At 67.7% G+C, this 24,541-nt stretch carries 21 protein-coding genes; 13 read left to right on the forward strand and 8 right to left on the reverse strand.

Annotated elements, in window-relative coordinates; genetic code table 11:
• Positions 1-4: 4 nt before the first annotated feature.
• The 10 genes from urtB to atzF all read left to right on the forward strand — a co-directional run bounded on the left by urtB (position 5) and on the right by atzF (position 12,685).
• Positions 5-889: an urea ABC transporter permease subunit UrtB gene (urtB, locus tag I1A62_RS17620; protein ID WP_087559292.1), complete on the forward strand. Its 885-nt coding sequence runs from the start codon at positions 5-7 to the stop codon at positions 887-889.
• Entirely contained in the window at positions 886-2,004 is a 1,119-nt protein-coding gene (gene urtC / locus I1A62_RS17625) for an urea ABC transporter permease subunit UrtC (protein ID WP_124396062.1), read from the forward strand. Before urtB ends, urtC begins: the two co-directional genes overlap by 4 nt.
• A complete protein-coding gene (urtD, locus tag I1A62_RS17630) occupies positions 2,001-2,846 on the forward strand; it encodes an urea ABC transporter ATP-binding protein UrtD (RefSeq protein ID WP_124396061.1) in 846 nt (281 codons plus the stop codon). Before urtC ends, urtD begins: the two co-directional genes overlap by 4 nt.
• Entirely contained in the window at positions 2,833-3,546 is a 714-nt protein-coding gene (gene urtE, locus I1A62_RS17635; protein ID WP_124396060.1) for an urea ABC transporter ATP-binding subunit UrtE, read from the forward strand. The genes urtD and urtE overlap by 14 nt, the downstream gene beginning before the upstream one ends.
• Positions 3,546-4,244, forward strand: coding sequence for a GntR family transcriptional regulator (locus I1A62_RS17640; RefSeq protein WP_219459284.1), 699 nt, complete (start codon positions 3,546-3,548; stop codon positions 4,242-4,244). Before urtE ends, I1A62_RS17640 begins: the two co-directional genes overlap by 1 nt.
• 99 nt (positions 4,245-4,343) lie before the next feature.
• Complete coding sequence (locus I1A62_RS17645; RefSeq protein WP_219459285.1) at positions 4,344-5,210, forward strand: SDR family NAD(P)-dependent oxidoreductase; 867 nt, start codon at positions 4,344-4,346, stop codon at positions 5,208-5,210.
• A complete protein-coding gene (locus tag I1A62_RS17650) occupies positions 5,207-5,740 on the forward strand; it encodes a carboxymuconolactone decarboxylase family protein (protein ID WP_219459286.1) in 534 nt (177 codons plus the stop codon). Before I1A62_RS17645 ends, I1A62_RS17650 begins: the two co-directional genes overlap by 4 nt.
• A gap of 42 nt (positions 5,741-5,782) precedes the next feature.
• Positions 5,783-7,222, forward strand: a complete 1,440-nt coding sequence (locus tag I1A62_RS17655) for a short-chain fatty acid transporter (RefSeq protein WP_124396056.1) — start codon at positions 5,783-5,785, stop codon at positions 7,220-7,222.
• Positions 7,223-7,292: 70 nt separating this feature from the next.
• A complete protein-coding gene (gene uca / locus I1A62_RS17660) occupies positions 7,293-10,943 on the forward strand; it encodes an urea carboxylase (RefSeq protein ID WP_219459287.1) in 3,651 nt (1,216 codons plus the stop codon).
• Complete coding sequence (gene atzF / locus I1A62_RS17665; protein ID WP_219459288.1) at positions 10,943-12,685, forward strand: allophanate hydrolase; 1,743 nt, start codon at positions 10,943-10,945, stop codon at positions 12,683-12,685. Before uca ends, atzF begins: the two co-directional genes overlap by 1 nt.
• A gap of 10 nt (positions 12,686-12,695) precedes the next feature.
• Here atzF and I1A62_RS17670 read toward each other — a convergent pair whose 3' ends face one another.
• Positions 12,696-13,553: an SDR family oxidoreductase gene (locus I1A62_RS17670; RefSeq protein WP_219459289.1), complete on the reverse strand. Its 858-nt coding sequence runs from the start codon at positions 13,551-13,553 to the stop codon at positions 12,696-12,698.
• Between the two features lie 123 nt (positions 13,554-13,676).
• On the opposite strand from I1A62_RS17670, the gene I1A62_RS17675 reads away from it, so the two are divergent.
• On the forward strand, positions 13,677-14,087 hold the full coding sequence (locus tag I1A62_RS17675; RefSeq protein WP_124396052.1) for a helix-turn-helix domain-containing protein: 411 nt from the start codon (positions 13,677-13,679) through the stop codon (positions 14,085-14,087).
• Here I1A62_RS17675 and I1A62_RS17680 read toward each other — a convergent pair.
• Both I1A62_RS17680 and lpdA read right to left on the reverse strand, forming a co-directional pair.
• Positions 14,080-14,529: a DUF5709 domain-containing protein gene (locus I1A62_RS17680; RefSeq protein ID WP_124396051.1), complete on the reverse strand. Its 450-nt coding sequence runs from the start codon at positions 14,527-14,529 to the stop codon at positions 14,080-14,082. The genes I1A62_RS17675 and I1A62_RS17680 overlap by 8 nt on opposite strands.
• 113 nt (positions 14,530-14,642) lie before the next feature.
• On the reverse strand, positions 14,643-16,046 hold the full coding sequence (gene lpdA / locus I1A62_RS17685; RefSeq protein WP_124396050.1) for a dihydrolipoyl dehydrogenase: 1,404 nt from the start codon (positions 16,044-16,046) through the stop codon (positions 14,643-14,645).
• A 67-nt stretch (positions 16,047-16,113) separates the two neighbouring features.
• Here lpdA and I1A62_RS17690 point away from each other — a divergent pair, with 67 nt between their 5' ends.
• Entirely contained in the window at positions 16,114-18,189 is a 2,076-nt protein-coding gene (locus tag I1A62_RS17690; RefSeq protein WP_257890951.1) for a prolyl oligopeptidase family protein, read from the forward strand.
• Between the two features lie 52 nt (positions 18,190-18,241).
• Here the strand turns inward: I1A62_RS17690 and I1A62_RS17695 are convergent, their stop codons facing one another.
• A complete protein-coding gene (locus tag I1A62_RS17695; protein ID WP_257890827.1) occupies positions 18,242-19,075 on the reverse strand; it encodes an alpha/beta fold hydrolase in 834 nt (277 codons plus the stop codon).
• 73 nt (positions 19,076-19,148) lie between these two features.
• Positions 19,149-20,192, reverse strand: coding sequence for an alpha/beta hydrolase family protein (locus I1A62_RS17700; protein ID WP_219459290.1), 1,044 nt, complete (start codon positions 20,190-20,192; stop codon positions 19,149-19,151).
• 735 nt (positions 20,193-20,927) lie between these two features.
• On the opposite strand from I1A62_RS17700, the gene I1A62_RS17705 reads away from it, so the two are divergent.
• Positions 20,928-21,134 (forward strand): PspC domain-containing protein, encoded by a 207-nt coding sequence (locus I1A62_RS17705; protein ID WP_012689066.1) that lies wholly within the window; start codon positions 20,928-20,930, stop codon positions 21,132-21,134.
• A gap of 120 nt (positions 21,135-21,254) precedes the next feature.
• Here I1A62_RS17705 and groL read toward each other — a convergent pair whose 3' ends face one another.
• The 3 genes from groL to I1A62_RS17720 all read right to left on the reverse strand — a co-directional run bounded on the left by groL (position 21,255) and on the right by I1A62_RS17720 (position 24,524).
• On the reverse strand, positions 21,255-22,880 hold the full coding sequence (gene groL, locus I1A62_RS17710; protein ID WP_087562199.1) for a chaperonin GroEL: 1,626 nt from the start codon (positions 22,878-22,880) through the stop codon (positions 21,255-21,257).
• 229 nt (positions 22,881-23,109) lie between these two features.
• On the reverse strand, positions 23,110-23,664 hold the full coding sequence (locus I1A62_RS17715; RefSeq protein ID WP_124396047.1) for a DUF6764 family protein: 555 nt from the start codon (positions 23,662-23,664) through the stop codon (positions 23,110-23,112).
• An 80-nt stretch (positions 23,665-23,744) separates the two neighbouring features.
• The gene (locus tag I1A62_RS17720; RefSeq protein ID WP_124396046.1) at positions 23,745-24,524 is read right to left on the reverse strand and encodes an HAD-IIA family hydrolase; all 780 of its coding nucleotides are present in this window, start codon (positions 24,522-24,524) and stop codon (positions 23,745-23,747) included.
• Positions 24,525-24,541 lie beyond the last annotated feature (17 nt).

Below are 24,541 nucleotides of genomic sequence, written 5' to 3' on the forward strand. Positions count from 1 at the left end.
ATCGATGGATGTAGTGATCGGACAGCTGTTCACCGGGTTGAGTATCGGATCGATCCTGTTGCTCGCGGCGCTGGGGCTGTCGTTGACGTTCGGCCAGATGGGCGTCATCAACATGGCCCACGGCGAATTCATCATGGCCGGCTCGTACACGGCATACGTGGTGCAGCAGGTGGTGTCGAGCGCGACCGGTTCTCTGTTCGTCTCTCTGCTCGTCGGTTTCGTGGTCGGCGGCGCGATGGGCGTCCTCCTCGAGGTGACGCTCGTGAAGCGGATGTACCACCGGCCGCTGGACACGCTGCTGGTGACGTTCGGTGTGGGACTGATCCTGCAGCAACTGGCCCGCGACGTCTTCGGGGCGCCCGCCGTCAACGTCGCCGCACCGGACTGGCTGTCCGGCGGGGTGGAAATCCTGGGTGCGGTGGTCCCGAAGACGCGGCTGTTCATCCTCGTGCTCGCCGTCGTGGCGGTCGTCGCGCTGTCGCTGGCGATGCAGAAGTCGTCGATGGGACGCCGCATCCGCGCCGTCGTGCAGAACCGCGACCTCGCGGAGACGAGCGGGATCTCCAGTCGCCGAACCGATGTGACGACGTTCTTCATCGGTTCCGGGCTGGCGGGTGTCGCCGGTGTGGCGCTGACCCTGATCGGCTCGACGAGCCCGACGATCGGCCAGAGTTACCTCATCGACGCGTTCCTGGTGGTCGTGGTCGGCGGCCTGGGCCAGATGAAGGGCGCGGTGATCGCCGCCTTCGCGCTCGGCATCCTCAATTCCTTCGTCGAGTACTCGACCACGGCGTCGATCGCCAAGGTCATCGTGTTCGTGGTCATCGTGGTGTTCCTCCAGGTTCGGCCGCAGGGCCTGTTCGCCGTCAAGACGAGGAGTCTCGTATGAGCATCCTGACGAGTGGCCGCTACCGCGCGTGGGCGGGATTCGCTCTGGCCGCGTTGCTTCTGTTCGTTGTCGCCCCCGCCGTCCTCAGCGATTTCCGGCTGAGTCTGCTCGGCAAGTTCCTGTGCTTCGCGATCGTCGCGGTCGGGATCGGCCTCGCCTGGGGCCGCGGCGGCATGCTCACCCTCGGCCAGGGTGTGTTCTTCGGACTGGGCGCCTACATGATGGCGATGCATCTGAAGATCGCCGACGCCGAACTCCGCGGCGACACCGTGCCCGACTTCATGCAGATCGCGGGCATCCGGGAACTGCCGGGCTACTGGGTGCCGTTCACGTCGCCGATCGTGACGATCCTGGGAATCCTCCTGATTCCCGCGGCGGTGGCGTTCGTTCTCGGTCTCGGCGTGTTCAAGCGCCGCGTCAAGGGCGCCTATTTCGCGATCCTCAGTCAGGCGCTCGCCGCCGCGTTCGCCATCCTGCTAGTGGGTCAGCAGAGCACCGGAGGAAGCAACGGCCTCAACCGGTTCCGCACGTTCTTCGGTTTCAACCTGAACGATCCGGCCAACAAGCAGATGCTGTTCTTCATCGCTGCAGGCGTGCTGCTGGCCGTCGTCGCCGTCACCCGGCAGTTGATGAACAGCCGCTACGGTGAACTGCTCGTCGCCGTCCGGGACCAGGAGGAGCGGGTGCGCTTTCTCGGGTACGACCCGGCGAACATCAAACTCGTCGCCTACGTGACGGCAGCGTTCTTCGCCGGCCTCGCCGGTGCGCTGTTCGTGCCGATCGTCGGCATCATCTCCCCCGCCGACGTCGGGATCGTCCCGTCGATCGCGTTCCTGATCGGGGTGGCCATCGGCGGACGCTCCACGCTTCTCGGCCCCGTCCTCGGCGCCATCGGCGTGGCGTGGGCGCAGAGCGCCTTCTCGGAGTCGTTCCCGTCCGGCTGGATCTATGCGCAGGGTCTGCTGTTCATCGTGGTCGTCGGATTCTTCCCGGCCGGTGTCGCGGGACTGTTCGCGCTGCTGAAGCGGAAGCGGAAGGCCGCATCCGAGCAGCAGCCACCGCCCGGGCCGGAGGACGAGACCGAGGCGGCGGAGCGAATGGAGATGGCGCGATGACGATTCCCACCACGTCCAGGGAGCCGATGCTCGGCGGCAACGCCGGAATGTCCAGCGAGTACCTCGAGGTCCGGGACCTGCGGGTCAGCTTCGACGGCTTCAAAGCGGTCGACGGCGTCGACCTCACCCTGATGCAGGGCGATCTGCGGTTCCTGATCGGCCCCAACGGCGCGGGCAAGACCACGCTGGTCGACGCCATCACCGGGCTCGTCCCGGCGACGGGGTCGGTCACGAAATCCGGCGTCGAGTTGATCGGCAGGAAGGTGCACCGCATCGCCCGGCTCGGGGTGGGCCGCACGTTCCAGACGGCGAGCGTGTTCGAGGAACTGTCGGTGCTCCAGAACCTCGACATCGCCGCCGGCGCAGGCCGCTCCGCGCTCACCCTGCTGCGCCGCCGTAAGACGGTGCTTCCCGCGATCGAGGAGGCGCTCGACGTCACCGGTCTCGGCAAGCTCCGCGGCACTCCGGCTGGAATCCTCGCGCACGGGCAGAAGCAGTGGCTCGAGATCGGCATGCTCCTCGTGCAGAACTGCTCCGTCCTGCTGCTCGACGAACCGGTGGCGGGAATGAGCCACGAGGAACGCGAGGAGACGGGAAACCTGCTGCGCCGCATCGGTGGTGAACGAACCGTCGTCGTGGTCGAGCACGACATGGACTTCATGCGCGCGTTCGCGACCTCGGTGACCGTGTTGCACGCCGGGAAGGTGCTGAGCGAGGGAACGGTCGAGCAGGTGCAGGCCGATCCACGTGTGCAGGAGGTGTACCTCGGGACTGCCGCGGCGGGCGCCGCCCCCGAGTTGCAGCCCGACGTTTCGAAGGAGGACAGCGATGCTCGAGCTTGACGACGTCCGGGCCGGGTACGGCCGCACCGAGGTGATCCACGGGGTGTCGCTGACGGTGCCGTCGGACGGGGTCGCCGCGGTGATGGGACACAACGGCGCAGGCAAGACCACGCTTCTCCGGGCCGCGGTCGGACTGATCAAGGTGAATTCCGGGCGGGTGCTGTTCGACGGCGAGGACGTCACGGCGCTGCGGCCCAGCGCCCGGGTGGCGCGCGGCCTCGCGTACGTGCCGCAGGGCCAGCAGTCGTTCGGTCAGCTGACGACCGCGGAGAACCTGCAGGTGGTGGCGGACGGCCGCAAGCGCGGCAAGGAACTCGTCGGCGAGGCGCTGGACCTGTTCCCGGCGCTGCGCGGCCTGCTCGACCGGCGCGCCGGTCTCCTCTCCGGGGGCCAGCGTCAGCAACTCGCCATCGCGCGGGCGCTGATCACGGAACCGAAGATGCTGATCCTCGACGAACCGACGGAGGGAATCCAGCCGTCCGTCGTGGCGGAGATCGAACGCACGATCATGGAACTCACCCGCCGCGGCGGCCTCGGAGTCCTGTTGGTGGAACAGCACATCGGGTTCGCGCTCGAATCCGCGGAGCGCTACTACGTCCTCGAGTCCGGGCGGGTCACGTCGTCCGGCGACGGCGGCGCCGCCCCCGATTCCGACGTCCGGACCGCGGTCTCCGACGTCCGCGCGGCGATGGCGATCTGATGGCACGCCGAGAACCGGCCGGGTCCCTCAGCGACCACGTGTATCTGTCGCTGCGCACCGATCTGATGAGCGGCCGGATCCCGCCGGGACAGCGGCTCGGCGAGGAGCGTCTCGCCGACACGTATGGAGTGTCGCGGACACCGGTGCGGGAGGCCCTCGCCCGGCTCCTCGCCGACGGACTGGTCCAGCGCGACGTGGGCGGGTTGTTTCCGTACCGCCCCCGCATCGACGAACTCGCGGGACTGTACGAACTGCGCATCACGCTCGAGCTCCAGGGAATCGCGCGGGTCCGTGCCGACGAGTCGCTGTCGCACGACCCGGACGTTCTGGGACCGGAACTCCAGCGGTGGTACGCGCTGCGGAAGCAGAACCCCGAGCCGGATGCCGGATTCGTGGCGCTCGACGAGCAGTTCCACACGGTGCTTCTGCGGTCGGCCGGAAACCGGGCGCTGTCCGATGCGCTCGTCAGCGTGAACGCGAAGGTTCGGCCGGTCCGGATGTTCGACTACCTGACCCCCGACCGCATGAGCGCGACCATCGACGAACACATCGCGGTGGCCGAGTTCGCACTCGACGGCAAGCTCGACACCGCGTACGACACGCTGCTCGCGCACATCAGCGAGTCGCGGGAGGTGGTGATCGAACGCGCGGAACAGGCGCTTTCCCTCGCGCGGATGGCCTGGGCGATCCGTGATTGAGACAGTTGTCCAACTCGGTGGGGCCTTTTTCCCACCAATGCACCGAGCGGGTGCTAGCGTCTTGCTACCGCTCGGTAACACAGGTTGGGAACTCGCTTCATGCCACGCACTCTCGAAGAGAATCTGGTCGGACGTCGCGTCCTGATCACCGGCTCGGCCCGGGGAATCGGCGCCGGACTCGCCAGACGACTTCACGAGCGGGGCGCCCACGTCGGGCTGCTCGGCCTCGAACCCGAACTCCTCGAACAGACTGCCACCACCTGCGGCCGGGCGCCGTGGCGCCGGTGCGACATCCGCGACCGGCGTGCCGTCGAGGACTCGTTCGACTACCTCACCGACCGGCTCGGCGGCCTCGACGTCGTCGTCGCGAACGCGGGCGTGACACCCCCGGCGCACATTGTCGCGGGTGATCCGGACGTGATGCGCTACGCCATCGAGGTCAATGTACTGGGGACATACCACACGCTGCGGGCCGCAGGGCCGTACATCGGGCATCGCAACGGGTACGCGCTGGTCGTCGCATCGTCGACGGCATTCGACCCGCTGCGTGGCGTTCACAGCGCGACGAGAGGCGGCGCCGAGGAACTCGGCGAGGCGCTGCGGGAGGAGTTGAAGCCGCTCGGGACCCGGGTCGGCATCGCCCGGCTCGGCGAGATCGACACCGATCGCACCCTGATCGGTTTCGACGGCGTCGCGGTCCCCGCACCCCGTGGCAGCGCATTCGCCCGGGCCTCCTCGATCACGGTGGCGGTCGACGCGCTCGAACGGGGAATCGCGGGGCGGAAGAACCGGATTTCCGCGCCGTCCCGGGTACCCGGGTCGGATTCTGTGCGTATGCTCGCACTCCGGGCCCTCCCACTTCGGGGCCTCGCATCTCGGGCCACCGGGGTGACCCGGTCGATCGAACTACGCACGCACGCAACCGTTCCTGCCAGGGGGCGAGTACAAGGAGAGGGGGCGGCGTGACCGCACGCATTCCACCGGGACGTCTGAAGGAACTCGGCCCCGTCAACTGGGTGCTGTGGCGCGTCATCTCCCGCGTCGCCGGCGTCCCGGACGCGCATCTGTTCAGCACGGTGGGCCACACGGGGGGCCTCTTCCGCGCGTGGCTGCACTACTCCGGCAAGCTGATGCCGGGCGGGAAGATCTCCCGCCACGAGACCGAATTGATCATCCTGCGGGTGGCGCACCTGCGGAAGTGCGGCTACGAGATGGACCACCACGTGCGCCTCGGACGCCGGGCCGGCGTCACCCCGGCGCTGCTCGAACAGGTGCTGGAAGGCCCGGACGCGGAGGGCTGGGACGCGCGCCGCCGCGCCATCCTCACCGCCGTCGACCAACTCGTCACCACCGACAACCTGGACGACGCGACGTGGTCGGCGCTCGGCGCGTACTTCGACGATCGCAGGCTGATCGAGTTCTGTTTTCTGGTGACGCAGTACGACGCCCTCGCCACCACCATCGGGACGCTGCGGATCGAACGCGACTACTCGTAGGCTCCGCATCGCGCAGAGAACGCAGAGAAGAGGAACGGCTGCATGACCTCCGCCACCGAAGACGTCCGTTCCGAGAAGGGTCTGGCGCGGGTCGCACAGTCGCTGGCCGGGTGGACGGAGAAGTGGTTTCCGGACGCCTACGTCTTCGCCCTCGTCGGTGTCTTCGTCGTCGCGGTGGCCGCGCTGGCCAACGGTTCTTCGCCGCAGGAAGTGGTGGACGCGTTCGGCGACGGGTTCTGGGATCTGACCGCGTTCACCCTGCAGATGGCGATGGTGGTGCTGACCGGGTACGTCGTCGCGACGTCCCCGCCGGTGGCCCGGCTGATCGACCGACTGGCGACGGTGCCCGGGACTGCACGCAGCGCAGTCAGTTTCGTGGCCTTCCTGTCCATGTCGGTCTCGTTCCTGAACTGGGGCCTCAGCTTGGTGTTCGGCGGGCTGCTGGCCCGGGCGATCGCACGCCGCACCGATCTGCGGGTGGACTACCGCGCCCTGGGCGCGGCGGCCTTCATGGGCCTGGGCGCGGTGTGGGCGCTCGGCATGTCGTCCTCCGCCGCCCAACTCCAGGCCACCGCGGCCTCGCTGCCGCCCGCGCTGCTGAAGATCACCGGCGTTCTCGACTTCGGCACCACGATCTTCACCTGGCAGTCGCTGCTGATGTGCGCCGTCATCATCGCCCTGACCGTGGTGATCGCCCACTTCTCGGCGCCGAGGGGCGCCGCCGTCACCACCGCCCAGGACCTGGAGGTCGACCTCGACGACCGGCCGAAGGAGGTCCCGCCCCGATCGCGACCGGGAGAATGGCTCGAGTACAGCAGGATCCTGCCGATACTCGCCGGTCTGATGACGTTGGGGTGGCTCGTCTCCCAGTTGGCGACCAAGCCGCTGCTCACCGTCGTGAGCAGCCTCAACGGCTACCTGCTGGTCTTTCTCATGCTGGGGCTCGTGCTGCACGGGACGCCGCGCAAATTTCTGCAGGCCGTCGCCCTGGCCGTCCCGGCCACGGCCGGGATTCTGGTCCAGTTTCCGCTGTACGCCGCGATGGCCGCGATCCTCACCAAGGCCGAGGGCAGAAACGGCCTCACCATCTCGGAGCACCTGGCCGAGTTCTTCACGAATATCGGCAGCGGCGGAGCGTTCACCGTCGTCATCGCCCTCTACACCGTCGTGCTGGGCCTGTTCGTGCCTTCCGGCGGCGGAAAGTGGCTGGTCGAGGCGCCGTACGTCATGCAGTCGGCCACCGATGTCCAGATGAACCTGGGCTGGACGGTCCAGGTGTACAACGTCGCCGAGGCGCTGCCGAACCTGATCAACCCGTTCTTCATGCTGCCGCTGCTCGCGGTGCTGGGGCTCCGGGCGCGCGATCTGGTGGGATTCACGTTCCTGCAGTTCATGTTCCACCTGCCGGTGGTCCTGCTGCTGGTGTGGCTGCTCGGCACGACATTCGACTTCGTTCCCCCGGTGCAGCCGTCGACACCGTGAGAGGTGTTACTAACCCACGCTTTACTTCGAGAAATCTCGGTGAAACACCTCGTCCTTAGCGTATACAACCATGTCCACAGGGATGAATACGCCGCCGATCGAGTACTCCTTCGACACCCTGCTCGTCGCGAACCGGGGCGAAATCGCCTGCCGCATCATGCGAACCGCGCACCTCCTCGGACTGAAGACGGTCGCGGTGTACTCCGACGCCGATTCCGCGGCCGCACACGTCGAGATGGCCGACGTCGCCGTCCGGCTGGGCCCGGCTCCCGCCCACGAGTCGTATCTGCGCGCCGACGCCGTCGTGGAGGCCGCCTTGGCCACGGGCGCAGGCGCGATTCATCCCGGGTACGGGTTCCTGTCGGAGAACGACGCGTTCGCCGCCGCGGCGGAATCCGCGGGCATCGCGTTCGTCGGTCCCACCCCCGAACAGTTGCGCACCTTCGGCAACAAGCACACCGCACGCGAGGCCGCTCGCGCCGTCGGCGTCCCGCTCGTCGCGGGCAGCGGGCTCCTCGACTCCGCCGGCGCCGCCCTGTCCGCGGCCTCCGACATCGGCTATCCGGTGATGATCAAGGCGGTCGGCGGCGGTGGCGGCATCGGGATGCAGGCGTGCTTCGACGCCGCGGAACTCCGCGAAGCCTACGACCGCGTCCAGCGCCTCGCCCAGGCCAACTTCTCCTCTTCGGGGGTGTTCCTGGAACGCTTCGTGGCCCGCGCCCGGCACATCGAGGTGCAGGTGTTCGGCGACGGCCGCGGCCGCACGCTCAGCCTCGGCACCCGCGACTGCTCGCTGCAGCGCCGCAACCAGAAGGTGGTGGAGGAGGCTCCGGCACCCGGACTCTCCGACGAGGTGGTGGAACAACTCCTGAGCGCGTCCCGCGGTCTTGCGTCCTCGGTGAACTACCGGTCGGCCGGAACCGTCGAGTTCGTCTACGACGTGGACCGCGGTGAGGCGTCGTTCCTCGAGATGAACACCCGACTGCAGGTGGAGCACCCGGTGACCGAGGAGGTCACCGGGGTGGATCTCGTCGAGTGGATGCTGAGGCTCGCCCGCGGCGACGGTTCCATGCTGGACGGGCTGCCCGACTCCGGACCCGCGATCAGGGGCACCGCCGTCGAGGCCCGCATTTACGCCGAGGACCCCGGCCACGACTACCGTCCCAGCGCCGGACGCCTCACGGGTGTGGAGTTCCCGGCTCACACGCGGGTGGAGACGTGGGTCGACACGGGCACCGAGGTGAGCGCGTACTACGACCCGATGCTGGCGAAGGTGATCACCCGCGGGCACCGGCGCACGGCGGCGTTCGCCGCCCTCGGGGAGGCGCTCGCCGACACCCATATCTACGGGATCCAGACCAACCTGCCCCAGCTCCGGCGGATCTGCGTCGCCGACACCGTCCTGGACGCCGAGCACACCACGCAGTCGCTGGCCGATCTGCGGCCCACCGGACGCCGCGTCGACGTCCTCCGCGCGGGCACGATGACCACCGTGCAGGACCATCCCGGCCGAATCGGTCTGTGGGAGGTCGGAATTCCCCCGTCCGGGCCGATGGACGACCTGTCGTTCCAGCTGGTCAACACGGCGGTCGGCAATCCGGCCGGCGCACCAGGGCTCGAATGCACCCTGCAGGGGCCGCGCCTGGTGTTCTCGGACGCCACCGTGATCTGCGTGGGCGGCGCCGACGCCCCGGTCACCCTCGACGGCGAGCCGATCTCACTGTGGCACCCGGTGGAAGTGCCTGCCGGGTCCGTACTCGACATCGGCACTCCGGCGGACACGGGTCTGCGCACGTACGTCGCGTTCCGGGGCGGGATCGAGGCCCCGCTGTATCACGGCAGCGCAGCCACATTCACGCTCGGCGGGTTCGGCGGCATCACGGGCAAGGCCGTCGCCACTGGCGACGTGCTGGGCCTGTTCGACGACTCACTGTTCGAGAACACGACGGGTCTCGGCGCGCCGCATCCCGTCCCGGAGGACTCGATCCCGGAGTTCACGCACGTGTGGCATCTCGCCGTCACCGAGGGACCGCAGCCGGCACCCGCCTATTTCACCGATTCCGACATGGCGCAGTTCTACGACACCACCTGGAAGGTCCAGACGCACGCAAACCGGACCGGACTCCGACTCGACGGCCCCAAACCGGTCTGGTCGAGGACCGACGGCGGCGACGCCGGACTGCACCCGTCGAACCTGCACGACAACCCGTACAGCGTCGGAGCCCTCAACGTCTCCGGTGACACTCCGATTCTCCTCGGCCCCGACGGCCCCAGCCTCGGCGGTTTCGCGTGCCCACTCACCGTGGCCAAGGCCCACCGGTGGAAGCTCGGGCAGATCCGCCCCGGCGACAGCGTGCGGTTCGTCGCGGTCTCCGACGACGGTGCGCACTCACTGCGTTCTTCGGATTCGTCTCGCAGACTGGATGTTCCGCCCGCGGCGACCCGGTCGGCGAACAGCGACGGCGGAGTGCTGCACCGCATCGCACCGATACTGGACCGACCGGAGGTCGCGTACCTGCGCGCCGGCGACGACAACGTCCTCGTCGAATACGGAGACCGGGAACTGGACCTCGGCCTGCGCATGCGCGTCCACGCGCTGTCGGAGGCGCTGGTCCGGCGCCACGTCCCGGGCATCATCGACATCACCCCGGGTGTCCGGTCGCTGCACCTGCACTTCGACGCCGACCGCCTCCCGGCAGGAAGGCTGCTGGACATCCTCCAGGACATCGAGGAACTGCTGCCGGCGACGCACGATCTGGTGGTTCCGAGTCGCACGGTCCGGTTGCCGCTGTCGTTCGACGACCCGTCCATCGCCGAGGCCATCGACCGCTACCGCAGCGGTGTCCGCCACGAGGCGCCGTGGCTGCCGTCGAACACCGAATTCATCCGGCGAATCAACGGATTGGACAGCGTCGACGACGTCCGGGACGCCGTGTTCGACGCCGAATACCTGGTGCTGGGGCTCGGCGACGTCTACCTCGGTGCGCCGCTGGCCGTGCCCCTCGATCCGCGGCACCGCCTGGTCACCACCAAGTACAACCCGGCTCGCACGTGGACCCCGTCCGACGCCGTCGGGATCGGCGGCAAGTACCTGTGCGTCTACGGGATGGAGTCGCCGGGCGGCTACCAGCTGATCGGCCGCACCGTCCCGATCTGGTCGGGCTACCGGCAGCACCGCCCGTTCGACGACGGCAAACCCTGGATGTTCCGGTTCTTCGACCGCATCGTGTGGGAACCCGTCACCCCGGAGCAGTTGCGCGAGTACCGCGCGCAGGCGGTGGCCGGGCGGTTCGACGCGGAGATCTCCGACGGCACGTTCGCGTTCGCCGACCACCTGAAGTTCCTGAAGGACAACGCCGAATCCATCGCCGCGTTCGACGCCCGGCAGTCCGCGGCGTTCGACACCGAGAAGGCGGCGTGGCGTGCATCGGGCGAATTCGACCGCGTCGAGCAGGCCCCCGCACTCGAGCCGTCCGCACGCGGCGACCTCCCGCCGGGCGCCGTCGTCGTCGAGGCGCCGATGGTCGGAAGCGTGTGGCGCGTCGAGGTCGAGGCCGGGCAACGCGTCGACGCGGGCCAGAACGCCGTGGTGCTCGAGGCGATGAAACTCGAGATGCCGGTCGCGTTCACCTCGCCGGGCATTGTCCTCGAAGTCCTCGTGTCACCGGGCGCGATCGTCGAACCGGGCACCCCTCTCGTCGTGATTGGAGCAGAAAACTGATGACTGTCGATGCCGTGAACCCCGGACACACCGCCCTGTCCCCCACCGCCCGGGTCGAGGACGCCTTCCGGCGGATCGCCGAGGTGGACCGCCCGGAGGTGTGGATCACCCTCCGGCCCGCCGAGGACGTCCACGCCGATGCCGTTGCCGTGCAGGCCCGCCTCGACGCCGGCGAGCACCTGCCCCTGGCCGGGAAGGTCGTGGCGGTCAAGGACAACATCGACGTCGCCGGGCTCCCGACGTCGGCCGCGTGCCCCGAGTTCGCCTATCTCCCGGGCGTCACCGCGACTTCCGTGCGCCGTCTGGTCGACCAGGGCGCCGTCGTACTGGGGAAGACGAACCTCGACCAGTTCGCGACCGGACTGGTCGGGACACGCAGTCCGTACGGCGCCGTCCGGTGCTCGTGGGACCCCGAACGCGTGTCGGGCGGATCCAGTTCGGGTTCCGCCGTCGCCGTCGCCCTCGGCATCGCCGACATCGGAATCGGCACCGACACGGCGGGATCCGGCAGGGTCCCGGCTGCGTTCAACGGTCTCGTCGGGATCAAGGCGACACTCGGCGTCATCCCCGCCGACGGCGTCGTTCCCGCGTGCGTCGACTACGACTGCGTCACCGTGTTCGCGGCCGAACTCGACACGGCGGTGACCGCCGCCCGCATCATGTCGGGCCCCGCGGCCGCGGACCCGCGCAGCCGCGCATGGCCGTCCGACGTCCGGCTCGCCGCGCCGGCACACGCACGCGTCGCGATTCCCACGGAAGCGAATCTCGCGCTGCTGACGCCGGAGTACCACGCGGCGTTCGCCGACACGGTCGCGTCGGTGACGGACCACGGGTTCGCCGTCGAGGCGGTCGACGTCTCCCCGCTGCTCGACGCCGCCCGGTTGCTGTACGACGGCGCCGTCGTCGCCGAGCGGTACACCGCGGTCGGGCGATTCCTCGACACGGCACCGGCGGGCGCCGATCCGGTCGTCACCGCCATCGTCGAGTCGGCGCGCCAGCCCGCGGGTCACGAGTTCGCCGCCGACCTCGACACGCTCATCCGAGTCAAGGCGCAGACGCGGTACCTGCTGGCCGGTTTCGACGGACTCCTGCTGCCCACCACCACCGAACACCCGACGATCGCTGCCGTACAAGCGGATCCGATCGGCATCAACCGGCGGATGGGCACGTACACGAATTTCTGCAATCTGCTCGACATGGCGGCGGTCGCCGTCCCGGGCGCCCCGACCGCCGCCGGTGAACCGTTCGGGGTCATGTTCGTGGTGCCGGCGTTCGCCGATCAGGTGGCTGTCGACCTCGCCGCCCGGCTGCTCGGCGCGCCCGCGCCCACCCTCGTCGAGGAGGGGGTGGAACTGGCCGTGTTCGGCGCACACCTGCGCGGGCAGCCCCTGCACTTCCAACTCGAGGACATCGGGGCACGCTTCGTCGACACCGTCACCACCACCGACGCGTACCGGCTCACCGCGCTCGCCACCACCCCGCCCAAGCCCGGCCTCGTCCGCCGCGGTCCCGGCGCGGGCTCCCCGATTTCCGGGGAACTGTTCCGCGTGTCCGCCGCGGGGCTGGGCAGCTTCCTCGCGGCGCTGCCCGCCCCGATGGCCCTGACGAGCGTCGAATTGTCCGACGGCCGCGCCGTGGTGGGCTTCAGCTGCACACACGACGCGGTCGACGGGGCCACCGACATCACCGAGTTCGGAAGCTGGGTCGCCTATGCCGCTTCGCGCCCCGTGAGTACTTGTTAACCGCCCGACGTTAAGAAGTACTCACGGCGAGGGCGGTGGCGGCGGGGGTCGAGTTGCGGCCGATCAGCCTCTGCAGGTCGCCGCTCTCGGTGTCGAGAGCGCCGACGGCGACGCCCGCATCGGAATCGGCGAGCATGCTCGCAATCGGTGCGGGCAGTCCGGCACCCTCGAGCGCCGCGGCGTATTCGGCCTGCGGAAGGTCCTTGTACGACACCGGCTTTCCGATGACGGAGGAAATGACGTCCGCCAGTTCGCTGTACGTCAGGCGCTCGTCGCCGCCGAGTTCGTAGACCTTGCCTGCCTGCCCGTCGGCGAGCAGAACGGCGGCGGCGGCCTCGGCGTAGTCCCTGCGGGCGGCAGCGGCGACGACGCCGGTCCCGGCGCTGCCGAACAGCGCACCGGTCTCGCTCGCCGCGGGAATGCTGCCGAGGTAGTTCTCCCAGTACCAGCCGTTGCGGAGCAGCGCGAAGTCGATCCCGGACTGTGCCAGCCGATCCTCGGTGGCGCGGTGTTCCACGGCCAGACCGATCGTGCTGTTCTGCGCGTCGAGGACGCTGGTGTAGGCGACGAAGCCGACCCCGGCGGCCTTCGCGGCATCGATCACGTTGGCGTGCTGGGCAACCCGCTGCCCGACCTCACTGCCGGAGACGAGCAGCAGCTTGTCGACGCCGGCGAATGCGGTCTCGAGCGCGGCGCGATCGCTGTAGTCGGCCTGCCGGACCTCGACTCCCCGGTCCGCGAGGTCTGCGGCCTTGGCCGGGGTGCGGACCACGGCGACGAGGTCGGCGGCGGGTGTCCCCTTGTCGAGCAGTGCCTCGACGACGAGCCTGCCGAGGTGTCCGGTTGCTCCTGTGACGGCGATGGTCATGACGAACTCCTAGCGCGTAGTGGTGCGAGTTGACTGTTCAAGCTCACGCTCCATCATGCACTAATTTTTCGTAAGTGCAAATAATTTAGTAAGCGCTTCCCCTTCGTGGGATAGACTGGACGCATGTCCGAACCCGCGCACCCAGCACAGGAAAGTGAAGACCGCACCCTCGAAGCGGACGTCTTCGCACGCAACTGCGCGTCGCGCGAGACCCTGCAGACCGTCACCGGCCGCTGGGGTGTGCTCGCCCTCGCGGCTCTGACCGAGGGAAACTACCGATTCAGCGCACTCCGCCGACGCGTCGACGGCGTCAGCGAACGCATGCTGTCGCAGACATTGCAGGCACTCGAACGAGACGGCCTCGTGGTTCGCGACGTGCTCGAGGCCATCCCGCCGAAGGTCGAATACAGCCTCACGCCGCTCGGCGCCGAGGTCGGTTCACGCCTGATCGGCCTGATCGAACTGGTCGAATCGCGCGTACCCGACGTTCTGGCGGCGCAGGAGAGGTACGACGCCGGTCGGGGCGTCAGCTGAGTTCGTCGAGGTCGGACTCTTCGTCGACGATGTGGACCGCGGCCTCCTCCGCCGACGCCGCTCCCCCATCGATTCCTATGTCGAAAGCAACGAGATCCTTCTCCTCGTCCTCCCCCACACCCTCGTCCTCGGCGAGAAGCCGCCCCGAACGCCGCCGTCCGACCTCGTTGTCGTCGAGGATCTCCGCGTTCTCGTCCTCCTCGAACGCCGGATCCGGTTCCTCCTCGGCGAGCCGCTGATCGAGGGTCTCCCCTTCACGCTGCTCGGCGGCCGTCGTTCCGAACGCGTCGAGCCCGAGCGGCTTCTCCGGAGGCGAATACCCTTCGTCGAGAACGTCGTCCACACCTCGGTCGACCAACGTGTCCTCCGGCTGCAGCTGGTCCTCTTCGTCCAGGCTGTACTCGCCCTCGGATCCTTCTGGCGTGCTGTCCGGCATGGTCATCTTCCCCACGATGCCATCGGAGCGGACACTTCGCCATCGGATCGCGGAACCGATCCGGCCGGAAACGACGAGGGCCCGCACAGAGACTGTGCGGGCCCTCGTCGGTGTTCGGGTCAGAAGTTGATCATGTGCCCGGCGAGGCCGTGGATGGCCTCCTGCAGGGCTTCGCTGAGCGTCGGGTGCGTGTGCACGTTGCGGGCCAGCTCGTTGACCGTGAGGTCCCACTTCTGCGCGAGGGTCAGCTCGGGCAGCAGCTCGGAGACGTCGGGGCCGATGAGGTGCCCACCGATCAGCTCGCCGTACTTCGTGTCGGCGATCAGCTTGACGAAGCCGGTGGCATCCCCGAGGCCGTGTGCCTTGCCGTTGGCGGCGAACGGGAACGTCGCGACCTTGACGTCGTAGCCCTCGTCCTTGGCCTGCTGCTCGGTCAGACCGAAGCTGGCGACCTGCGGCTGGCAGAACGTCGCGCGCGGCATCATCCGGTAGTCGTCGATCGGCAGCGTCTCGGCGCCGGCGATCGTCTCGGCGGCCACCACGGCCTGCGCCTCGGCGACGTGCGCCAGCTGCAGCTTCATCGTGACGTCACCGATGGCGTAGATGTGCGGCACCGACGTCTGCATGGTATCGGTGATGCCGATGGCGCCGCGGTCGGTGAGCTGCACGCCGGTCGTCTCGAGGCCGAAGCCCTCGACGCGGGGTGCGAACCCGACGGACTGCATCACCTTGTCGACGACGACCGACTCGGTCTCGCCGGACTTGTTGTTCTTGATCGAGACGGTGACCTTGGAGCCGTCGTCGTCGATGCTCTGCACGGCGGCGCCGGTGATGACCTTGACGCCGAGCTTCTTGTACTGCTTCTCGATTTCCTTGGAGACGTCCGCGTCCTCGTTGGGCAGCGCGCGGTCGAGGAACTCGACGATGGTGACGTCGACTCCATAGTTCTTCAGGACGTACCCGAACTCCATGCCGATCGCGCCGGCGCCGACGATGAGGATCGATCCGGGCAGGTCCCGGGTCATGATCTGCTCTTCGTAGGTGACGACGTTCTTGCTGAGCTCGGTGCCGGGCAGCAGCTTGGTGGTGCTGCCGGTGGCGATGATCGCGTTGTCGAACGTGATCGTCTCGGTGCCGCCCTTGGTGAGCGCGACCTCGATGGTGTTGGCGTCGGTGAACGTGCCCTTGCCGTCGTACTCGGGGATCTTGTTCTTCTTCATCAGGAAGTGGATGCCCTTGACGCGGCCCTCGGCAACCTTGCGGCTGCGGTCGAACGCTGCGCCGAAGTCGAAGGACGCCTCACCCGAGATACCGAACAACTTGGCCTCTTTTGTGAAGAGATGCGCAAGTTCGGCATTGCGGAGAAGAGCCTTCGAGGGGATGCAGCCCACGTTCAGGCACACACCGCCCCAGTACTTCTGCTCGATGATGGCAGTGCTCAGTCCGAGTTGTGCCGCGCGGATAGCAGCGACGTACCCACCGGGACCGGCTCCGAGGACAACGACGTCATAGTGTGAGGTCACGGTTGTTCAGGGTAGTCCCGTCCCGATTCGCTGTCTCCACGCGGTCGCGTTACCCGCGGGTAGCCTCATCCGTCACACCTTTCCCGCCGCGACCAGGCACGACACCGCCTGCAAGAATGGCGCCATGACGGATCCCTTCCTCTGGCTCGAAGATGTCACCGCGGAACGGTCACTCGACTGGGTGCGGGAACGCAACGCCCGCACACTCGCCGAGTACACCGAGAACGCCGGGTTCTCCGCGCTGGAGAGCCGGATCCTGGACGTGCTCGACACGGACGACCGGATCCCCTACGCGGGCATGCGCGGCGAGTACCTGTACAACTTCTGGCGCGACGGCGAACACAAGCGCGGCATCTGGCGGCGCACCACCCTGGAGCAGTACCGCACCGACAACCCCGAGTGGGACGTCCTGCTCGACGTCGACGCACTCGCCGAACAGGAGGGCGAGAACTGGGTGTGGGCAGGCGCCAGCGTGCTGCGACCCGAGCAGTCACGGGCCCTGCTGTCGTTCTCCCGCGGCGGCGCCGACGCGTCCGTGGTGCGCGAATTCGACCTCGAAACGCGCGAATTCGTCGGCGGCGACCACGCATTCGACGTCCCCGAGGCCAAGACCAGCATCAGCTGGATCGACAAGGACACCGTGTACGTCGGGACCGACTTCGGCGAAGGCTCGATGACCGACTCCGGCTACCCGAGAATCGCGAAGCGCTGGCATCGCGGCACCCCGTTCACCGAGGCGGTCACCGTCTTCGAGGGCGAGACCACCGACGTGTCCGTCGGCGCGTCGTACGACGACACCCCCGGATACGAGCGGCACTTCGTCGGCCGGTCGATGGACTTCTACAACTCCGAACGCTACGAACTGCTCCCCGACGGGTCGAAGGTCCGGATCGACACCCCGGACGACGCGGGATCGTCCGTGTACCGCGAGTGGCTGACCATCCGTCCGCGCACCGACTGGGAAGTGGACGGCACCGTATACCCGGCCGGGTCGCTGCTCGCCGCGAACTACGCCGACTTCCTCGCCGGGTCCCGCGAGCTGACGCCGCTGTTCACCCCGGACGAGCACACGTCCCTCGAACAGGGAACGTGGACCAGGAACCACCTCCTCCTCGTGCGTCTGTCGGACGTGCAGACCAAGCTGTCGGTGCTCACGCCGAACGACACCGGGTGGGAGGAGAAGCCTCTCGACGGCGTCCCGGAACTCACGGCGAGCGGGATCATCAGCACCGACCCGCGCACCGGCGACGACTTCTTCGTCAACTCCAGCGGCTTCACCACGCCGGCGACGCTGCTGTACGGCTCGGTCGGGGGTGCGCTCGAACCCGTCAAACAGGCGCCCTCGTTCTTCGACGCGGACGGCATGTCGGTGTCGCAGCACTTCGCGGTCTCCGACGACGGAACCGAGATCCCCTACTTCGTGGTGCGCCGCGACGACGTGACCGGACCCTGCCCCACCATGCTGTACGGGTACGGCGGCTTCGAGAACTCGATGGTCCCCGGGTACAGCGGGTCGGTCGGGTTCGCGTGGCTCGAACGCGGCGGCGCGTATGTGGTCGCGAACATCCGCGGCGGCGGCGAGTACGGCCCGTCGTGGCATACCCAGGCGGTGCGAGAAGGCAGACACAAGGCGTTCGAGGACTTCGCCGCCGTCGCCCGCGACCTCGTGGCCCGGGGCATCACCACGTCGAAGCAACTCGGAATCCAGGGCGGCAGCAACGGCGGGCTGCTCATGGGCGTCATGCTCACCCGCTACCCGGAACTGTTCGGCGCGATCGTGTGCCAGGTTCCGCTCCTCGACATGAAGCGATACCACCTGCTGCTCGCCGGGGCGTCGTGGATGGCCGAGTACGGCGATCCGGACAACCCGGACGACTGGAAGTTCATCGGCGAGTACTCGCCGTATCAGAACACCGATCCGGCGGCGGACTACCCGCCGATCCTCGTCACCACCTCCACCCGCGACGACCGCGTCCACCCCGGCCACGCCCGCAAGATGACGGCGCTGCTCGAAGAGCAGGGCCACGAGGTCTGGTACTACGAGAACATCGAGGGCGGGCACGGCGGGGCCGCGGACAACGCGCAGGCAGCGTTCAAATCGGCGCTGACGTTCTCGTTCCTGTGGGAGCAGCTCACCCGTTGACCCCCACCTGTGAGTACTTCTCAACCGCCCGCGGTTAAGAAGTACTCACAGGTCAGGTGTGGTCGTGGATCCAGTCGACGATCCGGTCGACGGTGCTCGCGGGCTCGCGGATCCACCCGTTGTGGCCGAGCGGTTGCGGCTGGTGCCACAGGGTGACGTCGGCGTTCGGGAGTTTCGCGAGGAGGTTCTTCGCCGCCGATTCCGGAGCCAGATCGTCCCCTTCGACGGTCACGGACAGCACGGGCAGTTTCAGCCGGCCGATGCGTTCCTCGTAGTCGATGTCGGCCCCGTCGGGTTCGATCCTGCCGGTGCGGGCGAATCGCGACCAGTCGGTGATCAGCACCCTCGACTGCCGCCCGAACCCGCCGATGTCCAGTTTGTCGCCGGGCCAGAACCCGGCCAGATTGGCCGTCATCGACATCGCCGCGGCGCCGACGAGCATCCGCGGGGCGTGGATCCCGGGGAACCCGCGGTGATACGGCGACCCCGACGCGACGAGCACGATTCCGCCGAGCCGGCCCCGGATCCGTGCCCCGTACATCACGCCGAGCTGACCGCCCATGCTGTGCCCGAGCAGGAACGGCGTCGCGGCCGGAAACCGTTCCCGCACCACCTCGAAGATCGCGGGAAAGTCGAGGGCCACCAGTTCGTGGTAGCCGTACGTGCTGTCGCTGCTCGGGCGGGGGCGGCTGTCGCCCTGGCCGCGGAGTTCGCCGATCGCTGCGTTGAAACCCCGGGACACGAGTTCCTCGGCGAAGGGTTCGTAGTAGCCGGCAGGAATTCCCAGGCCGGGAAACACCACGATCACGGGGGCGTCGTCCGGGCCGGGAAACAGGCGAACGGGAGTGGTGGTTCCGTCGGGCATCTGGATCGGTACTGTCTCCACTTCGTCAGACTAGACGGCTCGACCCCCGCAGATCCGGGATCTGCGGGGGTCGATTCAGTTCCGAGACCGGACGCTACAGGCCGATCGACGCGGCGAGCATCGGCCACGACTTGTGCAGGTCTTCCTGCCAGTAGGTCCAGGAGTGGGTGCCGGTGGGCCGGAAGTCGAACGTCGCCGGAATCTGCAGTTCGTTCAGTCTGTCCGCCAGCGCGTGAGTGCACTGGTTGGTGGCGGCCTCGATGACGCCGCCGACGAGGATCTGGTTGGCGAGCGTTCCGACGTCGCCGTTGATTCCCGGCGCGTTCAGCTGATCGCCGGCCCCGGGCAGCCCGGATCCGTTGCTGACGTAGATGTCGAGTCCGCGCAGCTTCTCCGCGTTGATGTACGGGTCGTTGGCGGCCCAGCCGGGACCGTTTTCCGGACCCCACATGTTGGAGGTGTCACCGCCGCCGCGGCCCTCGACGACCATCTGTACGTACGCGCGGCCGGGGTCGGTACTGGTCATCGCGCACCCGCTGTAGGCGCCGACGCTCTGGTACAGGTCGGGCGCCGCCTGCGCCAGGCTCAGCACGGAGCTACCGGCCATCGAGATGCCGGCGATCGAGTTGACGCCGTTGGTGTCGAGCGCGGAGTCGACGATCGGCGGAAGTTCCTGTGTGAGGAACGTCGTCCACTTGTTGTTGCCCAGTTCGGGGTCGGTCTGTTCCCAGTCCGTGTAGTAACTGAAGGCGCCCTCCATCGGCGTGACGACGTTGACATTCTTGTCGGCGAAGAAGTCGACGACGTCGGTCCGGGCCTGCCACGTGGCGGAGTCCTCGCCGCCGCCCGCACCGTTGAGCAGGTAGAGCGTCGGCCTCGGGGCGCTCGTGTCCGCGGGGGTGATGACCCGCAGCGGAATCTCCCGGTCCATGGAGGCCGAGTACACGTGAATGGTCGACTGCCGGTCGTCGATCGGGTCGGTGCTCACCAGGTGGGAGCCGCCGGCCGCGACAGTGGCGTCGTCGGCGGGATCGGCGGAAGCGGACGCCTGGACCCCGAGGCAGGGAATGGCCGTCGTCAGAGCGACCGCGAGCGCCAAGCGCACCCCGTACCTACCCGCTGCAGTGCGGTTGACCATCGTTCTCCTTCGCTGCGACGTCGCCTGCCCGACTCCGTAGAGGCGAGAGCTGGAGCCCACATGATGTCATGTGAACTCCAGCTCTCGTTCAGAAGTGGGGTCGAAACGGGGTGTCCCTATCCCCCGACGGACCCGAGGAAGCCGATCAGTGTGGTGAGCGCTTCGAGCAGACCCAAAAGGCTGTCGGACATAGTATTACTCCTATTCGACGCAGTGGATTTTCGAACTCCCCCTGCGATCAGGGGCTCCGTCATTTGTACCCGAGTTTTCGCTCCGAATAAGCACGAAGTGGTAAACATTTGCGATCGTTGACTTAACGAAGAACCGTTGATCTGACACCGGCTAATCCCCAATTACCTCCGAAACACGCCGTGCCACCAGCGGATACGACGAGACCTCAACCACCGGATTCCCGTTCCCGTAATCGAGGAGCGACAGAACATACTTCGCTTCACCGTTTCCGGACATTTTCTTGTCGTTGCCCTTGAATTTCCCGCCGAGGAAAAGAAGAGTGGGCAAATTTCGCACATCTCTTCTTTGGCAGTGATACACGCATCCCATTTGTCCAGAAAAAGGACAAATTTAAACAAAAGTTTTCAGTTTTACACCCATTCGACCCGAAGTGTGGGATATCGAGTTCTTCGGCGCGTCGCCGCTGCTCAGGGTGAAAGACCAGGGTGGAGATCGGGGTACATCCCGATGGTGCAGGCCGGTCTCGCCGAACAGGATGGAGGCATGACCTTCGACAGCAACACTCCCCGCCAGTTCACCCGTTCCGACAGCCAGAAGATGCTCGCAGGCGTCTGCGGCGGCGTCGCCGAATACTTCTCGGTGGACGTCAACCTCGTCCGGTTGCTCACCGTGGTGGCCACCCTGGTCACCGGCGGCACCGCGGCCCTCGTCTACCTCGCCGCCTGGATGCTGATGCCTGCCGGACACTGAGACGACGAAAAGAGCCCGGGACACCAGTTGGTGTCCCGGGCTCTTTCGGAGCACTTCGTGCCCGTGAGTGGGAAACGAGTCCGGGGACTCCTCAGCCACGCACGGGAGGCGTAGCCGCCTTTAGAAGTCCATACCGCCCATGCCGCCGGTCGGGTCGCCCACGGGCGCTCCGGCCTTCTCCGGCTTGTCAGCGACGACGGCCTCGGTGGTCAGGAACAGAGCCGCGATGGACGCTGCGTTCTGCAGCGCGGAGCGGGTGACCTTGACCGGGTCGTTGATGCCGGCTTCGAGCAGGTCGCCGTACTCGTTGTTCGCGGCGTTGAGGCCGTGACCTGCGGGCAGGTTGCGAACCTTCTCGGCAACGACGCCGGGCTCGAGGCCTGCGTTGAAGGCGATCTGCTTCAGCGGTGCTTCGAGGGCGACGCGAACGATGTTCGCACCCGTGGCCTCGTCACCTTCGAGCTTCAGGTCGTCCAGTGCGGGAGCCGACTGCAGCAGAGCCACGCCACCACCGGCGACGATGCCCTCTTCGACGGCAGCCTTGGCGTTACGCACGGCATCTTCGATGCGGTGCTTGCGCTCCTTGAGCTCCACCTCGGTGGCAGCGCCGGCCTTGATGACTGCAACGCCACCGGCCAGCTTGGCCAGGCGCTCCTGCAGCTTCTCGCGGTCGTAGTCGGAGTCGCTGTTCTCGATCTCGGCGCGGATCTGGGACACGCGACCGGCGATGGCCTCGGGGTCTCCCGCGCCTTCGACGATGGTGGTCTCGTCCTTGGTGATGACGACCTTGCGTGCCTGGCCGAGCAGCTCGAGTCCGGCGGTCTCCAGGGAGAGGCCGACCTCTTCGCTGATGACCTCGCCACCGGTGAGGATGGCGATGTCGGCGAGCTGAGCCTTGCGACGGTCACCGAAGCCGGGAGCCTTGACGGCCACGGACTTGAAGGTGCCACGGATCTTGTTGACCACCAGGGTGGACAGGGCTTCGCCCTCGACGTCCTCGGCGATGATGACCAGCGGCTTGCCGGACTGGATGACCTTCTCCAGCAGCGGCAGCAGGTCCTTGACCGTGGAGATCTTGGAGCTCACGAGCAGGATGTACGCGTCCTCGAGGACAGCTTCCTGACGCTCCGGGTCGGTGGCGAAGTACGCCGAGATGTAGCCCTTGTCGAAGCGCATACCCTCGGTGAGCTCGAGCTGCAGGCCGAAGGTGTTGGACTCCTCGACCGTGATGACGCCTTCCTTGCCGACCTTGTCCATGGCCTCGGCGATGAGCTCGCCGATGGACGGGTCGCCGGCGGAGATACCAGCGGTAGCAGCGATCTGCTCCTTGGTGTCGATCTCCTTGGCGGTCTCGAGCAGACGCACGGTGACGGCCTCGACGGCCTTCTCGATGCCGCGCTTCAGACCCAGCGGATTGGCGCCGGCAGCGACGTTGCGGAGGCCCTCACGGACGAGAGCCTGGGCGAGAACGGTAGCGGTGGTGGTTCCGTCGCCAGCGACGTCGTCAGTCTTCTTGGCGACCTCCTTGACCAGCTCGGCACCGATCTTCTCGTAGGGGTCCTCGAGCTCGATCTCCTTGGCGATGGACACGCCATCGTTGGTGATCGTGGGGGCGCCCCACTTCTTCTCGAGCACGACGTTGCGACCCTTGGGGCCCAACGTCACCTTGACTGCGTCGGCGAGGGCGTTGAGTCCCCGCTCGAGGCCGCGACGGGCCTCTTCGTCGAACGCGATGATCTTGGCCATTGCGAAGTGATCCTCCGGATTGGGGGTGACACACAAGGCGACCGCTAGTCGGGTCGCCTCATTTACGCCTTCGGCCGAGTTCGGTGCCCGCGACGGACGACCAGGGGTGTCTGTGGTTCCCGGTCTCACCGTCCCGACCTGGCACTCACCCGTGGCGAGTGCCAAGTGCATTTTTAGCACTCGAACAGGGTGAGTGCAAGGTCGGGACGGAAGCGCTGTGCCGGGGCGATCAGCGCATCGCGCAGACCTGACCGGTGTTCAGGTTGAAGGCGAGGGACAGCGCGCCGACGCAGTCGACGCCGTTCGCGTCGGCCGTCGCACCCGAACCCCAGCCCGCGATCGCGACGGTGGTGGTGCCGTCGGCCGCACCGGAACGGGCGATGCCGCCGCCGAGCGAGACGGCGTACGCCTGGCCCGAGCCCGTCGACGCACCGAGCGACGTTCCGTATCCGTTCGCGTACGTGGTGGCGCCGCTGTGCCCGTTGGCGACACTCACCGCGGTGCCGCTGTCCGCGGCCATCGCGTGGGCGGTGCCTGCCTCGGTCGCCTTGGCGCCGCAGCTCGCGGTGTCCGACACCTGGACGTCGTTGGCCGACGGCGGGGAGACGCAGTTGACGGGGGCCGCACCGGCGACGCCTGCGCCGGCCACCGAGATTCCCGCCGCGACGCCCAGACCCACGGCCATCGCCGCTCCCACACGTGCCAGCCGTCGGCCGAACAGAGTCGAGATACGAGTACGCGATGCCGAGGCGGTCGAGGTGACGGGGGTGGAGACAGCGAGCATGGAAGCTCCTTCTGGGAACGTCGAATTGGAGGATTCGCCGCGAGAGTACCCGCTCCGGGCCGGTTAGTCCCGGACCCCGCTCAGGCGAGTTCGTCGAGGAGCTTCGGCAGCTGCGCGACCGAGTCGACGACGTGGTCCGGTCGCTGCGCGACGAGGTCCAGAATCGACTGGCGGAACTTGCCCGTCCGCACCAGTACACCGATGAGTCCCACCCGCTGCGCGGCCAGGACGTCACCCGTCAGGTCGTCGCCGACCATCATCGTCACGTCCGGTTCCGTGCCCATCAGATCGGTGGCGGTGAGGAACGCGGCGAGCGACGGCTTGCCCACCGACACGACGTTGGTTCCCGCGACCTCCTCCATCCCGGGGAGGTAGGTGCCCGTGTCGATGCGCAGCCCGTCGTGGGTGGCCCACGTGGTGCCCCGGTGCATCGCGACGACGGGGACGCCGTCGAGCATCAACTCGACCACACGGCTGAGTGCGCCGTGGGTGAATTCGGGCCCGGCGCCACCGAGGATCACCACCTCCGGGTTCTCGTCGTCCAGTTCGATCCCGGACAGATCGGCGGTGATGTCGCCGCTGTTGAGGACCCACGCCCGCGACCCGGGATACGTCGACCGGACGTACTCGGCGGTGAGCCGCGCCGCGGTGACGATCTCGTCGGAGTCGGCTTCGATGCCCGCCGACCGGAGGGCGTCGGCGATCTCGTCGCACGTCCTCGACGTCGTGTTGGTGAGGTACGCGCACGCGAGTCCGCGATCGCGCACCTCCCGCACCGCGGCGGCGGCGCCGTCGATCGGATGCCACGAAGTAACCAGCACACCGTCGATATCGAGCAGGACACCCTCGACCCCAGCCATGACAGGAGCCTATCCCG

The organism is Rhodococcus sp. USK10 (genome assembly GCF_019378875.1).
Lineage (GTDB): Bacteria > Actinomycetota > Actinomycetes > Mycobacteriales > Mycobacteriaceae > Rhodococcus_F > Rhodococcus_F pseudokoreensis.